This window comes from Paenibacillus ihbetae (assembly GCF_002741055.1).
GTDB lineage: Bacteria > Bacillota > Bacilli > Paenibacillales > Paenibacillaceae > Paenibacillus_AQ > Paenibacillus_AQ ihbetae.
Genome location: NZ_CP016809.1, coordinates 4,550,395 through 4,565,529 on the forward strand (window position 1 = coordinate 4,550,395; position 15,135 = coordinate 4,565,529).

Annotated in this window: 10 protein-coding genes, 2 tRNA genes and 1 other annotated feature; of the genes, 11 read left to right on the forward strand and 1 reads right to left on the reverse strand. The window is 52.9% G+C overall.

The annotated features are described in order from the left end of the window. Nucleotides 1-111 precede the first annotated feature (111 nt). Nucleotides 112-894, forward strand: a complete 783-nt coding sequence (locus BBD41_RS20430; RefSeq protein WP_077567872.1) for a SurA N-terminal domain-containing protein — start codon at nucleotides 112-114, stop codon at nucleotides 892-894. On the opposite strand, the gene BBD41_RS20435 is transcribed toward BBD41_RS20430, so the two are convergent. Beyond that, on the reverse strand, nucleotides 858-1,358 hold the full coding sequence (locus BBD41_RS20435; protein ID WP_157929324.1) for a hypothetical protein: 501 nt from the start codon (nucleotides 1,356-1,358) through the stop codon (nucleotides 858-860). The two genes, BBD41_RS20430 and BBD41_RS20435, sit on opposite strands and share 37 nt — an antisense overlap. A 1,578-nt stretch (nucleotides 1,359-2,936) precedes the next feature. On the opposite strand from BBD41_RS20435, the gene leuB reads away from it, so the two are divergent. The 10 genes from leuB to pheT all read left to right on the forward strand — a co-directional run bounded on the left by leuB (nucleotide 2,937) and on the right by pheT (nucleotide 14,801). Further along, a complete protein-coding gene (leuB, locus tag BBD41_RS20450; protein WP_007127248.1) occupies nucleotides 2,937-4,013 on the forward strand; it encodes a 3-isopropylmalate dehydrogenase in 1,077 nt (358 codons plus the stop codon). Nucleotides 4,014-4,179: 166 nt separating this feature from the next. Beyond that, nucleotides 4,180-4,719, forward strand: coding sequence for a peroxiredoxin (locus BBD41_RS20455; protein ID WP_077567869.1), 540 nt, complete (start codon nucleotides 4,180-4,182; stop codon nucleotides 4,717-4,719). 275 nt (nucleotides 4,720-4,994) lie between these two features. Beyond that, nucleotides 4,995-5,402, forward strand: coding sequence for a hypothetical protein (locus tag BBD41_RS20460; protein ID WP_077567868.1), 408 nt, complete (start codon nucleotides 4,995-4,997; stop codon nucleotides 5,400-5,402). Between the two features lie 336 nt (nucleotides 5,403-5,738). Next, nucleotides 5,739-6,887 carry an ATP-binding protein gene (locus BBD41_RS20465; RefSeq protein WP_077567867.1) on the forward strand — a complete coding sequence of 383 codons (1,149 nt, stop codon included), beginning with the start codon at nucleotides 5,739-5,741 and terminating at the stop codon, nucleotides 6,885-6,887. A gap of 170 nt (nucleotides 6,888-7,057) precedes the next feature. Further along, on the forward strand, nucleotides 7,058-8,023 hold the full coding sequence (locus tag BBD41_RS20470) for an aldolase catalytic domain-containing protein (protein ID WP_007127252.1): 966 nt from the start codon (nucleotides 7,058-7,060) through the stop codon (nucleotides 8,021-8,023). A gap of 173 nt (nucleotides 8,024-8,196) precedes the next feature. Further along, nucleotides 8,197-8,270, forward strand: a tRNA-Pro gene (locus BBD41_RS20475). Nucleotides 8,271-8,345: 75 nt separating this feature from the next. Continuing rightward, a tRNA-Gly gene (locus BBD41_RS20480) sits at nucleotides 8,346-8,419 on the forward strand. Between the two features lie 533 nt (nucleotides 8,420-8,952). Next, entirely contained in the window at nucleotides 8,953-10,818 is a 1,866-nt protein-coding gene (gene abc-f, locus BBD41_RS20485) for a ribosomal protection-like ABC-F family protein (RefSeq protein ID WP_099478575.1), read from the forward strand. A gap of 115 nt (nucleotides 10,819-10,933) precedes the next feature. Then, nucleotides 10,934-11,213 (forward strand) — a binding site (T-box leader). A 72-nt stretch (nucleotides 11,214-11,285) separates the two neighbouring features. Then, nucleotides 11,286-12,320: a phenylalanine--tRNA ligase subunit alpha gene (gene pheS, locus BBD41_RS20490; RefSeq protein ID WP_099478576.1), complete on the forward strand. Its 1,035-nt coding sequence runs from the start codon at nucleotides 11,286-11,288 to the stop codon at nucleotides 12,318-12,320. 30 nt (nucleotides 12,321-12,350) lie between these two features. Beyond that, a complete protein-coding gene (gene pheT, locus BBD41_RS20495; RefSeq protein WP_099478577.1) occupies nucleotides 12,351-14,801 on the forward strand; it encodes a phenylalanine--tRNA ligase subunit beta in 2,451 nt (816 codons plus the stop codon). The last annotated feature ends 334 nt before the right edge of the window (nucleotides 14,802-15,135 follow it).

The window sequence follows — 15,135 nt, forward strand, 5'->3', positions numbered from 1 at the left end:
TAAAACGATTTCATTTTCTATTGTAGCGCATTAACAAAGAAATGTAACCAAAGGGGTGAGCGTAACGTTAATAAAAGAAACGGAGGATTTTATAAGGAGGGACGAGCGAGCATGAGCTCTCGTTACCGAAACGCAATCCGCTTACGAAAGCTCTCGCTGTTTGGATTAGTGGCGGTATTACTTGCGATCAGCGCATGTGACCATGCCCCTGCCGCCAAGACGGACGAGAACGCCCAGCGGGCTTTGCCGGAGCTCGCGGATGATATGCCCGCGATTCCAACTGCCGCATTCACGGAAGACAACAAGCGGCTGGTCCGGGATACCTTTGATTCCATCCAATCGATCCAGCATCAGATCCGGAATCAAGAGCTGTCCCCTTGGAAGATCAAGACGGACGAAGTGCGTATTTCGCTTGCGGAATACGTGTTCACCATGAAAAGCAAAGAGCTGATCCACGCCTTGAATCAGTGGAACGAGAAACCTTCGGGCGAGGAGGTGCTGCAACACATGATTACCGAGGCGCTGACCGTGCACCATGCCAAACAAACCGGAATCACGGTAACACAGGAAGAGGTCAGGGATATGATCGACATGCAGATGCGTGCGATGAAGGACACCGGCCCCAAAACATCCGCGGAACAGCTGACCTTATACATCATGGAGCAGCGGATTCGAATCACGGGACTGAGCGAGGAGGATTTCTGGAATAGCGAGGAGCTGTACAGCGCGTACGAGGCAGCGATATACACGAATAAGCTGATGGGACATATCCTAGCGGATGAAGACCTGAAAGGGATGGATAGCTATAGGGCGCTTCAAGCGGAGCTTTATACGGATTTTTGGAAAAAACACCGCATTCAGGTGCCCGATTTAAGCGAGCTGGACCCGGTATAGCGGATGGACAAGCGGCTGCCCGCTCCTTCAGCTGCTAGCTTCTTGCTGCGGAATCGGTCTGTGTTATGGATGCCAAAGCGAAGCCAGGCAGGGCCCCAACGAAGCGGCACCAAAGTAACCGGGCTGCCGAAGTGAAGCCAGGCAGCAGGCCCCAACGAAGCGATACCCAAAGTCCCAGGGTGGCTGCCCAAGCGGAGCAGGCAGCCATCCCCTTTCCCCGCCAAGTGAGCCGAAGGGAACGCGGACAGCGAAGAACTGCGAAGCAGCGGAGAGGACGCATCGATTCCGGAAAAGCGGAGCGGTCGCCTTTGGAGCCGAAATTCCACCGCCAAATATATAATCATGAATTTCGGCGACAACAGCGATTGGAGGTACGATACGTACTCGAGCAACCCCGGCAAAAAGCAGTGGGATACGTACTCGGAGTAACCCCTGCAGCAGTGAAGTAATCCACCAGCAGCCAAGAAACGTACTCAACTATGTCCAGTAAGTAGTCTACACATCCAAGCGACCCTTAAGGTTTTCAGGGCTGCCGAAGTGAAGCCAGGCAGCAGGACCCGACGAAGCGACGCTCAAATTCTCAGGGTGGCTGGCCAAGCGGAGCCAGGCAGCAGGCCCCAACGAAGCGACACTCATATTCCCAGGGTGGCTGCCCAAGCGGAGCAGGCAGCCATCCCCTTTCCCCGCCAAGTGAGCCGAAGGGAACGCGGACAGCCCAGAGCTGCAAAGCAGCGGAGAGGACGAATCGATTCCGGAAAAGCGGAGCGGTCGCCTTTGGAGCCGAAATTCCACCGCTAAATATATAATCATGAAATTCGGCGACAACAGCGATTGGAGGAACGATACGTACTCGAGCAACCCCAGCAAAAAGCAGTGGGATACGTACTCGGAGTAACCCCTGCAGCAGTGAAGTAATCCACCAGCAGCCAAGAAACGTACTCAACTGTGTCCAGTAAGTAGTCTGCACATCCAAGCGACCCTTAAAGTTTTCAGGGCTGCCGAAGTGAAGTCAGGCAGCAGGACCCGACGAAGCGACGCTCAAATTCTCAGGGTGGCTGCCCAAGCGGAGCAGGCAGCCATCCCCTTTCCCCGCCAAGTGAGCCGAAGGGAACGCGGACAGCGAAGAGCTGCGAAGCAGCGGAGAGGACGAATCGATTCCGGAAAAGCGGAGCGGTCGCCTTTGGAGCCGAAATTCCACCGCTAAATATATAATCATGAAATTCGGCGACAACAGCGATTGGAGGAACGATACGTACTCGAGCAACCCCGGCAAAAAGCAGTGGGATACGTACTCGGAGTAACCCCTGCAGCAGTGAAGTAATCCACCAGCAGCCAAGAAACGTACTCAACTATGTCCAGTAAGTAGTCTGCACATCCAAGCGACACCTAAAGTTTCAGGGCTGCCGAAGTGAAGTCAGGCAGCAGGCCCTAACGAAGCGATACCCAAAGTCCCAGGGTGGCTACCCAAGCGGAGCCAGGCAGCAGGACCCGACGAAGCGATACTCAAATTCTAAGGGTGGCTGCCCAAGCGGAGCAGGCAGCCATCCCCCTTCCCGCCAAGTGAGCCGAAGGGAACGCGGACAGCCAAGAGCTGCGAAGCAGCGGAGAGGACGAATCGATTCCGGAAAAGCGAAGCGTTCGCCTTTGGAGCCGAAATTCCACCGCTAAATATATAATCATGAAAGTCGGCGACAACAGCGATTGGAGGAACGATACGTACTCGGAGCAACCCACGGAACTACCCACGGAGCTACCCACGGAACTACCCACGGAGCTACCCACGGAACTACCCATGGAACTATCCACGGAACTACCCATGGAACTATCCACGGAACTACCCATGGAACTACCTCGGAGCCCCCTCCAAGCAGTAATGCCCCCGGCCACATCGTCAACGCGTTCCCTGCGGATCACTCCCCCACTTATAGGCAAAACAAATTAAGTTCATAGTTTCTATATCTTGGTCACCGTGAGGGAAGTATGTTACAACAGTAACTAGATGACGAAACGAGAAGCGTATTATAAATAAGGAGTGACAACCGATGGCAGAAACGAAGAAAATTGCCGTAATCGCCGGGGACGGAATCGGTCCTGAGGTCGTTGCGGAAGCGGAGAAAATTATAAAGCGGACCGAAGAGGTCTTCGGATATTCCTTCACGACAGAGCACGCGTTGTTTGGCGGCATCGCCATTGACGAGAAGGGGACGCCGCTTCCGGAAGAAACGCTGAGCGTATGCAAAAGCGCCGATGCCGTGCTGCTTGGTGCGGTAGGCGGTCCGAAATGGGACAACAATCCGAAGGAGCTGCGCCCGGAAACCGGATTGCTCGGTATCCGCAAAGAGCTCGGATTATTTTCGAACCTGCGCCCGGCTGTCATTTTTGACTGCTTGAAGGATGCTTCCACGTTGAAGCCCGAAGTGCTCGAGGGCACGGACTTAATGGTGGTCCGCGAGCTGACTGGCGGCATCTACTTCGGTGAGAAGTTCAGACGCGAAGGTGCCGGCGGCGAAGAAGCGGTGGATACCTGTGTTTACAATACGGCCGAGGTAGAGCGGATCGTGCGCCAAGCGTTCGAGATCGCCCAGAAGCGCCGCAAGAAGCTGGCGTCGGTCGATAAAGCGAACGTGCTGGAAACCTCCCGTCTGTGGCGTGAAACGGTCAACCGCATCGCGCCGGAATATCCGGATGTGGAGCTGGAGCATGTGCTGGTGGACAACTGTGCGATGCAGCTTCTGCGCCGCCCGTCCAGCTTTGACGTCATCGTGACCGAGAACATGTTCGGGGATATTCTGAGCGACGAAGCAGCGATGCTCACCGGGTCCATCGGCATGCTGGCATCGGCATCCATGGGCGAAGGGGCCTTCGGCCTGTACGAGCCGGTACACGGATCGGCGCCGGATATTGCGGGACAAGGGCTGGCCAACCCGATCGCGACCATTTTGTCGGTTGCTCTCATGTACCGCCTGACCTTCGGCTATGCCGATGCAGCGGACGCAATCGAACGCGCGGTAGCTGAAGTATTGGATGCCGGGCACCGGACAGCGGACATCGCCGTCGATAAGAGCAAGGCGCTCAGCACTACAGAGATGGGCGACCTGATTGCAGCGGCCATTCGATAAACCGCTCACTGTTCAAGAAAAATTCTTATTTATAATAATTATAAAAAAGTAACCTCTATAATCTTGACTTTGCCAAGCCTCGATGATAACATTTCTAGTGAATGTTCGTGGGAACATAGATTACACATTTTAATATGTTCTACATATGTTAAGGAGGAATTCAATCATGGCAGAACGTTTGGTTGGTAAAGCAGCTCCTGATTTCACGATGGAAACCGTATCGGGAGACGGCAAAGAATTTGGAAAAGTCAGCCTGTCCGACTACCGCGGTAAATGGCTCGTATTCTTCTTCTATCCGCTCGATTTCACTTTCGTGTGCCCGACTGAAATCACGGCACTGAGCGATGCTTACGATCAATTCAAAGCATTGGATACTGAAATTCTGGGTGTAAGTGTTGACTCTATCCACAGCCACAAAGCTTGGATCAACACATCCAGAGACGCTAACGGTCTGGGAGCATTGAACTTCCCGCTCGCTTCGGACATCACGAAGAACGTAGCAAGAGACTACGGCGTTCTGATCGAAGAAGAAGGTGTTGCACTTCGCGGCCTGTTCATCATCGATCCGGAAGGCGAACTGAAATACCAAGTCGTTAACCACAACGACGTGGGCCGCAGCGTAGAAGAAACACTTCGCGTGCTTCAAGCACTGCAATCCGGCGGATTGTGCCCAATGAACTGGAAACCAGGCGACAAGAACCTGTAAGCCTTTGTTGAAATCCGAAAAACCCTCATCATCTGACAATTTGTTCAGAAGATGGGGGTTTTTTTGACAGAGTGCTCAAGCCGGAAACAGGGAACACTGGTGTTTAGACAACCGATATTTCGTTGATATATAATAGGGAAAACTAGACTTTTCGTAACCGTTTAGGTATATAGGCCCAAATTTTATGAAGCCACCGAGAGTTGAAGGAATTAGAGGGCATGAAAGCGAATACACTATGGGAAACGGTGGAGAATTGATGGAGGAGGGTGAACGGTATGAGTTTTTGCTGTGGGGCTAGTATGATGGGTACAAAGGGTACACTTAAGCATTATCGCACTCAAGTACATAATGTTCCCCTGCTGCTGTGTCCGGTCTGCCATCGCGTTGAAGTACATCATCGCGTTGAGAACGAATATGAGATCCTTGCCGAATATGCTCACGGGGACGGTGCCTCCCAAGTGGATTTTCAGGATTATGTGATGGAAGATGAAGATGCGATTTTTGAAAATGTGGTCAACCGGGAATCGGAGGATCCTCTTACCGTTGTTCAAAGCCAGATCGATATTTCACTGGATCTCCTCGCCGTTGCGAAATGGATGCAGGACGAAAAGTGGCAGGGTGAACTGAAACGGCGACTGGCTGTCATGAGCCAGCGAAGACTCCGCCTACAGAAGCAGCCGTAATCAGTGACCTGTGTAAGCCTCGTTCTTCGGGGCTTTTTATTTTTGGTGGATTTTAAGATGTTTCAAATGAGAGAAAAATGGGTATAAGCCTCTTATTGTTGTTTGAAGCAGGGTTAATCATACATAAGAGGCATGTCTTTAGTCGGAATATTGGTATTTTTATGAAGATATCCATTTTTCGACAGGATTTCTGATTGACGTTTGTTTCCCATGATGACTATCATGAAAGGAAGCAGATTCAGGCTGCTAATGATTCAAAGACGGACAAACTGTTTTTTTGCAACAATTGATTGTCGGTTTGGTGAGTTCAACTTTTCATGAAAAGGGGGAGCCATCTTGTTGAGTCAAATCCGTGAATCTGAGCTGCAAGCAATTCGGTCATTTCATTCGAGCCAGCTAATTAGGAACAAGTATGAGAACATACTGGAGAATCTCGACAGCGGGATCATCCTCTTTGATAGTGAGGGTGTACTTGCTTTTGTCAATGTTCAAATGGCAAAATTGCTTGGCGTACCCCGCAAATCGCTAACCGGTTGCACATTAACCCAGCTGCTGCGTCATAAACAGCTGTCCAGATTTAAAAAGAAGAAAATCCTCCGCATTTTTCGGGAGACGGTTTTTCACCGTAAACGTTACCATGAGCTCGTGGACGAGTATGGTCGATCATGGCTTATTACGATGACCTATGGGGATCAGATGGAAGGGGATTTTTTGATCAGCGTCAAGGATGTTTCGGATTTCAAGCGAATTGAGCAGACAGCCTATCAGAACGACAAGCTTGCCATGCTCGGGAAGATCTCCGCCTCCATCGCCCACGAAATACGCAATCCGCTGACCTCGATCCGGGGCTTTATCCAACTGCTTCGCCCCCATTTGGTGAACCTCGGCAAGGAAGAATACGCCCGGATAATACTGACGGAGATCGATCGGGCAAATGATATTATATATGAATTTCTGAATTCCTCCAAGCCTTCCGCTCCGGAAACCAAGGTGGTAGCCGTATCCTCGCTGCTCAAGGAAGTCGTGCTTCTTACCGAGAGCGAGGCGCTGATGAAGGGATGCCAAATCAACCTACATACGGAAGAGATGCCGCCAGCCTTTATATCTGTCGATGTAAAGCAGATTAAACAGGTGATCCTCAACATTATCAAAAACGCCCTCGATGCGATCAATGAACAGCATGTCGAGAACTTTACCGGTATCATTGATATTTCAGCCCGTGACAACGGTAAGAACATTAGCATCTGCATTTCGGATAACGGGGCCGGGATGGATCAGAATACGCTGAACCATCTGTTCAATCCGTTTTTCACGACGAAGGAGAGCGGTACAGGGTTAGGGCTGTCCGTCAGCTACAGCATCATCCGCAACCATGGCGGCTCGATTGCGGTGGACAGCGAGATCGGCGAAGGAACCGAGTTCGTGATCACATTTCCGAAGCTGGAGGCGGCTGAGGGCCCAAATGCACCAAACGTAAGGATATAAACCAATCGGAGCCCAGCTCCATAAGCAGAAAGCGGCTGTTCCGATGGAATGGTCTTTTTCTTTTGTGCAAGTAAAAAGCTTTCTTATATATAGAGGGACTTTCTTCTTTACATTTCTCATTGGATTCAAGTATGATGAAGAGAAACTTGCCGAGAGGAGTTTAGCTTAGAATGATCAAGAGTAGTCAGACAAAGATTGTGGACTGCACCATTCGTGACGGCGGATTGGTGAATAACTGGGATTTTAGCGTCGAATTTGTACAGCAATTATATGCGGGCCTGAACGAGGCTGGCGTGGACTATATGGAAATCGGTTATAAAAATTCGCCAAAGCTGCTGAAGGGCGCAGATCAGGCTGGTCCATGGCGCTTCCTGGATGATGATTTTCTGAAGGAAGTCATCCCCCATAAAGGCAAAACCAAGCTCTCCGCTCTCGTCGATATCGGTCGTGTGGATGAGGATGATATTTTGCCGCGAGAGGAAAGCCTGCTGGATCTGATCCGGGTAGCCTGCTATATCAAAGATGTGGATAAGGCGCTTGCGCTCGTACAAACCTTCCATGATCGGGGCTACGAGACTACCCTTAACATTATGGCGCTCTCCAACGTAATGGAGAATGAACTGCTGGAGGCTTTTGAGCTGATCAAGGAAAGCGTCGTCGATGTCGTATACATCGTGGACTCCTATGGAAGCCTGGATCATAAGGATATCGAATACCTCGTCAATAAATTTAAAACGCATCTGCCGAATAAGCGCCTTGGCGTCCATACCCATAACAACATGCAGCTTGCGTTCTCGAATACACTCGTTGCAGCGGATCTGGGCGTGGAGCTGCTGGATGCGTCCGTGTACGGAATGGGACGGGCCGCGGGCAACTGCCCGACTGAGCTGCTCGTCACCCATTTGAAAGGTACCAAGTACGAGCTTCGCCCGGTTCTGGATATCATTGAGCGCTTCATGATCCCGCTGCGGGAGAAAGAGGAGTGGGGCTACATCATTCCTTACATGATCACCGGTACGCTGGACGAACATCCGCGGTCGGCCATGGCGCTTCGAGCATCGGAGGACAAGGATAAAGTTGTAGATTTTTACGATAAGCTGACGACACCGGAAGTGACATTCGACAAAAAGAAATAACAATCGCGCTAACATTCGGCGGTTATTGGATGGATCAGGCGGCAGCCAAGGACCCAGTAGGGACACTGCTGCCTGTTTATTTTCCCAAATGACGATTTCCATAAAATACATGTTGAAATTATGAATACGGCATGGTATATTTATTTTTGTCTTCACGACAGTTACTGAATTATCGGGACGTAGCTCAGCTTGGTAGAGCACCTGGTTTGGGACCAGGGGGTCGCATGTTCAAATCGTGTCGTCCCGATTGGCTTACGAAATAGGCCCTGCAAAAGTGATCGAATATGCTCTGAAGCATAGCGCCGCTTTTGTGGGTTGATATGCGGGTGTAGTTCAATGGTAGAACTCCAGCCTTCCAAGCTGGTAGCGTGGGTTCGATTCCCATCACCCGCTCCATAATGAGCAGACAAGAACCCTTGAGCATCAAGGGCTTTTTTGTGTCATGATATGTCATGAACAGTGATCGACCTCTTGTTGATTTTCCGCTTGCCATTGACAACCAGATTTGTTACAATGTCGGTGAAATCAATTACAGGAATGCGAGGTAACCATAGTCCGATGAAGTAAGATACCCTTTTCTCTGACAACTGCAATGATGTTGCAGGCGTTTCTCTACGGTGCTGGAGAAGAGATTTGGTGTGTCTGAAAAATGGGATTCGAGGTGCCTTTTTTAATTTTCTATACAAAGGGAACTTCAATCCGGCTTGATCAGCAATTCCCACCCATGATCGGCGGGCTTCGTTTTGGGATGTTCGGCATCCGAACAGAACCGCTGTATGTTGGAAGGAACAGCGCGTGCGCTGTAGCCAGGGAGCTGTCGTATCATGCCGTTCATTTCATAAACACATCCGCATCTCTTTCTTCGATGATCCGCCGTAGGCCATGGCCTGCGGTTTTTTTAATGGATTTTTCAGGGAGGATGAGGTTATATGACAATGATCTTAAAGGCTAAGGATATAGGAATGGAGCTGCAAGGAAAGCCGCTGTTCGAGGGGATCCACCTGGAGGTGGCCGAGGGAGAGCGCATCGCCCTGTATGGACGAAACGGAATGGGGAAATCCACGCTGTTGTCGATCCTGGCAGGAGAGCGCCAGCCGACGAACGGAACGGTCGAGGCGGTACTGCCAAGGGAACGATGGGGCTGGATGCGGCAGCAGGATGAGCCTGACGAATCCGAGATGACGGCGCTCGAAATGGTTCGCAGCCGCAGCGAATCGTCCCTTTGGGAGCTTAAGCAGCAGCTTGCCGCTATAGAGAAGCAGATGCAGGCAAGTGATGCTGATGCTATGGATCGGCTGGTTGAGCAGTACGGGAATCTGTTAGAGCGCTATGAGTCCGGTGGAGGCTTCCAGTGGGAGACTGAAGTCGAGAAGGCCATGACGATGCTCGGCATCGGGTCGGAGGTCTGGCCAGTTCCCTATAAAGGACTGAGCGGCGGACAAAAGACGAAGGTGATGCTGGCCGCACTGCTCGTACGGAATCCTCAATTTTTGCTTCTGGATGAGCCGACCAATCATCTGGACAGTGAGAGCCTGGTCTGGCTCGAGCAGTGGCTTGTCTCCGTGTATAAAGGGACCGTACTGTTCGTATCCCATGACAGGGAATTCATCGATCGCGTTGCCACCTCAGTGTGCGAGTTGTCCGCCAACGAGCTGCGGAGGTACCGTGGGGGATACACCGATTACCGGAGGGAGAAAGAGCGTGAGCTCCGTGAGCAGGAAACCCTCTACCGCAAGCAGGAGTTGGCCCGCAAAGCGCTTGAAGAATCGATTCGCCGATATGAGGAATGGTTCCATAAAGCGCATAATTCGGCAGGGGATGGAGATGTTCGAATCACGGCCAGCTACTATAAGGCGAAAGCCAAGAAGAACATTTCGAGATACCATGCCAAGGAGAAGGCGCTCGAAAGGCTGGAAGCGGAGCGTGTGGATAAACCGCGGAGCGATCCGAAGCTGAAAATGGAGCTGGATGCGGAGGCCATTGGTGCCAAAACGCTGCTGCGCGTCAAGGAGATGAGCTTCGGATTCGGAGACCGTCTGCTGTTTGACCGTTTCAGCTTTCAACTGAACCGCGGGGACCGTCTCGCGGTCCGGGGGCCGAACGGAAGCGGAAAAACGACGCTGCTTAAGCTTCTGCTAGGCGAAATTACGCCGACGGAAGGGACCGTTGCCTGGCATCCGGCCGTCAAAATCGGGTATTTCTCCCAGCAGCTCGAAGGGCTGGAGGATGACATGACCTTGCTGGACAGTCTGCTTGCCATTCCTGGAATGACGCAGAGCCATGCCCGAACGCTGCTCGGATGCTTCCTGTTCCGCCGGGATGACGTCTTCAAACGGATCGGCCAGCTCAGCATGGGGGAGAAATGCCGCACGGCCTTCCTGAAGCTGTATTTTAGCGGGGCCCATCTTCTGGTGCTCGATGAACCGTCCAACTATCTGGATGTGGATACGCGCGAGGTGATTGAGGAGGTTCTTGTCCGCTTTCCGGGAGCAATAGCGCTCGTATCGCATGACAGGTACCTGGTTCGCAAAGTCGCCAACCGGCTTCTGACCCTGAAGCCAGGCGGCACGCCGGTCTGGTTCGAGGGCAGCGTCGCAGAGGAAGAGGAGCAAATGGCCCGTGTCGGGGTGATCAGGGGAGATACCGACAAGGAGAACCGCAGGATGGAGCTGGAGTACCGGATTCAAGAGCTGCTTGGACTCTCGGCCGGGGAGGGTGGAGCAGAGCAGGATGAGGATTGGCTCGCCGAAATCCGGACGCTCCGGAAGGAGCTTGCCCGGCTGCAAGGTGAATAAGCGCGAATCGGTACGGGCAAACCTTCTAGTATAAGGCATTTCGGGTAAATGCAGCTTGCCATATGTCGAAAGGTTGCATATAATATACCCTATAAATTTATATTTGCCATAGCGTTTAAATGCATGGATGGAGAAGAGTAGTCAGTGCCTCCGTACAGGGAAGAGATGCCGCAGATTGAGAGCGTCTCTATGGAATCAGGCTGGTGAAGTTCGCTCCGGAGCAGTTCCCTGAACACGGCACAATGCCGTACAGTAGGGGATAACGGGTCCGATTCGTTACGTCGGTCAAGTGAGCATATGTCTGCTTATATCAGGGAATGCCGGTGTTTGCACGCCGCATTCTCAAGAAGCTGGTATGCTAACAAGGGTGGTACCACGGTCTTTTCGTCCCTTTTCGGGAGAAAAGGCCTTTTTTATTTGCAGGCAAGAAAGCAAATACGAGTTCATGAAGGGGTGTGCGAACAGCAATGAAAGAGAAATTGGAAGCATTGAAGCAGGAAGCATTAGCACAACTGCAGGACGTGAGCGATCCGCAGCGCTTGAATGATCTGCGGGTGAAATACCTTGGCAAAAAAGGGGCACTGACCGAAATTTTACGCGGCATGGGCCAGTTGAGCGCCGAGGAGCGCCCGGTAATCGGACAGGTGGCGAACGATGTCCGCGGGGCGATTGAGGAAGTTATCGTGAGCAAGCAGGAGGCGTTCCTGCAGCAGGAGACGGAAGAACGGCTCCGTGCGGAGAAGGTGGATGTTACGCTTCCGGGAAGGAAGCTTGCGCAAGGCGCGATTCATCCGCTCAGCAAAGTCATTCAGGATATCGAGGACATTTTCATCGGAATGGGCTACCGCGTCGCCGAGGGACCGGAAGTGGAGACCGATTATTTCAACTTCGAGGCGTTGAATTTGCCGAAGAACCATCCGGCTCGCGACATGCAGGATTCCTTCTATTTGACGGAGGATTTGCTGATGCGTACCCAGACTTCTCCGGTGCAAGCGCGGACGATGCTGGCGATGGAAGGGGAGGTTCCGGTCAAAATCATCTGCCCGGGCCGGGTATTCCGCCGGGACGACGATGACGCGACCCACTCGTTCCAGTTCCACCAGATCGAAGGCCTGGTCATCGGGGAGAATATCCGGATGAGCGACCTTAAGGGAACGCTGCTGCAATTCGTACAGGAAATGTTCGGGGAAAATACGCAGATTCGCCTGCGCCCAAGCTTCTTCCCGTTCACCGAGCCGAGCGCCGAAGTGGATGTCTCCTGCGTGAAGTGCGGCGGCAGCGGATGCCGCGTGTGCAAGCATACCGGCTGGCTCGAAATTTTGGGCTGCGGCATGGTTCATCCGAAAGTGCTGGAGATGGGCGGCTATGATCCGGAAAAATACAGCGGCTTTGCATTCGGCATGGGAGTCGAGCGGATCGCCATGCTGAAATACGGCGTGGATGACATCCGGCATTTCTTCAACAACGATACGGCATTTTTGAAGCAGTTTACGCGGATCTAACTTAAACAAGATAAGGGAAGTGAATATACAATGAGAGTTTCAACGGATTGGTTGTCCGATTATATATCGCTCGAGGGCGTCAGCACAGAGGAGCTTGCCGGTCGGATTACGTCAGCCGGCATTGAGATCGACGTCATCGAGAAACGGAATCAGGGAATCAGCAAGGTCGTTGTCGGCTACGTGAAGAGCAAGGAAAAGCATCCGGACGCGGATAAGCTTAACGTCTGTGTAGTGGATGCAGGGCAGGAGGAAGATCTGCAGATCGTGTGCGGGGCGAAGAACGTTGACGCCGGACAGAAAGTGCCGGTCGCTCTTGTCGGCGCGAAGCTTCCGGGCGGCCTGGACATTAAGAAAGCGAAGCTGCGGGGCGTGCTGTCCCAAGGGATGATCTGCTCGGCCAAGGAGCTGGGCATGAACGATAAGCTGCTGCCGAAGGAGCTGCAGGAGGGGATTTTGGTGCTGCCTACGGATACCGAAATCGGTAAGCCGATCGTCGATGTGCTCGGCTTGAACGATGAGGTGATGGAGCTGGATCTTACGCCGAACCGTTCCGACTGCTTGAGCATGCTCGGGGCAGCCTACGAGGTAAGCGCGATCCTTGGACGGGAGCTGAGCCTCCCAGATCCGCAGAAGGACATGGTAGAGGTGCATGAGCGCGCAGCGGATCATATTGCTGTGACCATCGGCGCCGAGGAGCAGTGCACGCATTATGCGGCACGCTATATAAGCGGAGTTACAATTGCTCCATCCCCGTTGTGGATGCAGAACCGGTTGATAGCGGCGGGGATTCGCCCGATCAACAATATCGTTGACATTACCAACTACGTTATGCTGGAGTACGGGCAGCCGCTGCATGCGTTTGATGCGGACCGGCTGGAGAACGGCGCCGTGCACGTTCGCATGGCCGAAGACGGCGAGAAGATGGTGACGCTTGACGGCCAGGAGCGTACGCTTGCGCCGCATATGCTGATCATCGCGTCTGGCGGCAAACCGGTAGCCCTGGCCGGCGTTATGGGCGGCTTGGATTCCGAGGTTACGGACAATACCGTGAACATCTTCCTGGAATCGGCCAAATTTGACGGCGGCACCGTCCGCAAGACGTCCCGTCAACTGGGACTTCGTTCCGAAGCCAGCTCGCGCTTCGAGAAGGAAGTGGATCCTGCAGCGGTTATTCCGGCATTGAACCGCGCGGCATCCCTGATGGCGAAATATGCCGGCGGCAAGGTGTACCAAGGCATTGCCGAAGCGGGTTCTGCAGCCTCCGAGCCGAAGGTGATCACGCTCTCGCTCGAGAAGCTGAACCGCTACCTCGGTACCGATCTGTCGCTGCTTGAGGTGAAGACGATCTTCTCCAGGCTTCATTTTGCAAGCGGTGATGCCGGTCAAGGGCTGGTGGACGTTCAAGTCCCGACCCGCCGCGGTGACATTACGCTGGATGTGGATCTGATCGAAGAGGTTGCACGCTTGTACGGCTACGACAACATTCCGACGACGCCGATCGAAGGGCCGACGACGCCGGGCTCCCTGACGAAAGCGCAGGCGATCCGCCGCTCGCTCCGCAAGCTGCTGACCCATGGCGGCTTCCAGGAGGTGCTCGGGTACTCCTTCATTCATCCGAAGCAGGCGGAACGGTTTACCGCATTGGAGCAAGAAGGCAAAGCGGTGAAGCTGGCGATGCCGATGAGCGAGGACCGCAGCGTGCTCCGGACCAGCCTGCTGCCGCAGCTGCTCGATATCGCCGCGTACAACCTCAACCGCAAGCAGCCGGATCTTGCATTGTTCGAAATCGGCAACCTTTTCCATACGAAGGAAGAGGTGCTGACGAAGCAGCCGCAGGAACGCCCGGTGCTGGGTCTGCTGCTGACGGGCCGCACAGGAGCGAAGCAGTGGAATGTGCAGCCGGCGAAGGTGGATTTCTTCGACCTGAAGGGCGCGATCGAGACCGTGCTGGATTATCTCGGCATTGCCGCGGATCAGGTCAGCTATGAGGCGAACCAGCCGGCCGGCTTCCATCCTGGTCGCTCGGCATCGGTATTCGTCCAGCATGGAGGCAGCAAGCAGCTTCTGGGCGTGCTGGGACAAATCCATCCGAAGCTCCAGCAGGAGCTGGATCTGGAGGATACCTACGCTGCAGAAATATTGCTTGCTCCGTTATATGAGCTGACCAATGACCGGGTGGCTTACCGTGATTTGCCGAGATTCCCGGGTATGGAGCGTGATCTGGCCATCGTGGTGAATGAAGAGGTGGAGGCAGGCTCCTTGATCCAGGTCATTCGTGAGAATGCCGGCGAGCTGCTTCAGCAGGTTCAAGTATTCGATGTCTTCACCGGAAGCAAGCTTGGCGAAGGCAAGAAGAGCGTTGCGATTTCCCTCATGTACCGCCATCAGGATCGGACATTGACCGATGAAGAGGTTGCCCAGGTAACCGAAAAAGCCGTAAACGCGCTTCAGCAAACTTTTGGCGCAGAATTGAGAAAGTAGCAGGAATTGTGAAAGCCCGCATCGAATCCTTTACACATCAGAGATTCGATGCGGGCTTTTTGTGATCGAGCCTAGGCCCGTTTGGACGGAATTCTTTCCATCCAAGGTACAGGATCAAGCATCATTAGCGGTTCTTCGCGGCATCCTTGCGCAAGAGTTGCATCCTGATGCCCGTTCGGTAGATAATGATAACCACAAGCATAACCACAAGCGGCTATTGTCATAAATTAAGCTTCGGTCTGTGTCTCTACCATTCGTCTGCACTTGTGATCTCATATATAATGAAGGAAGAGGGATAGGCCAATTACATCATAGAACGCACACATAATAGAAG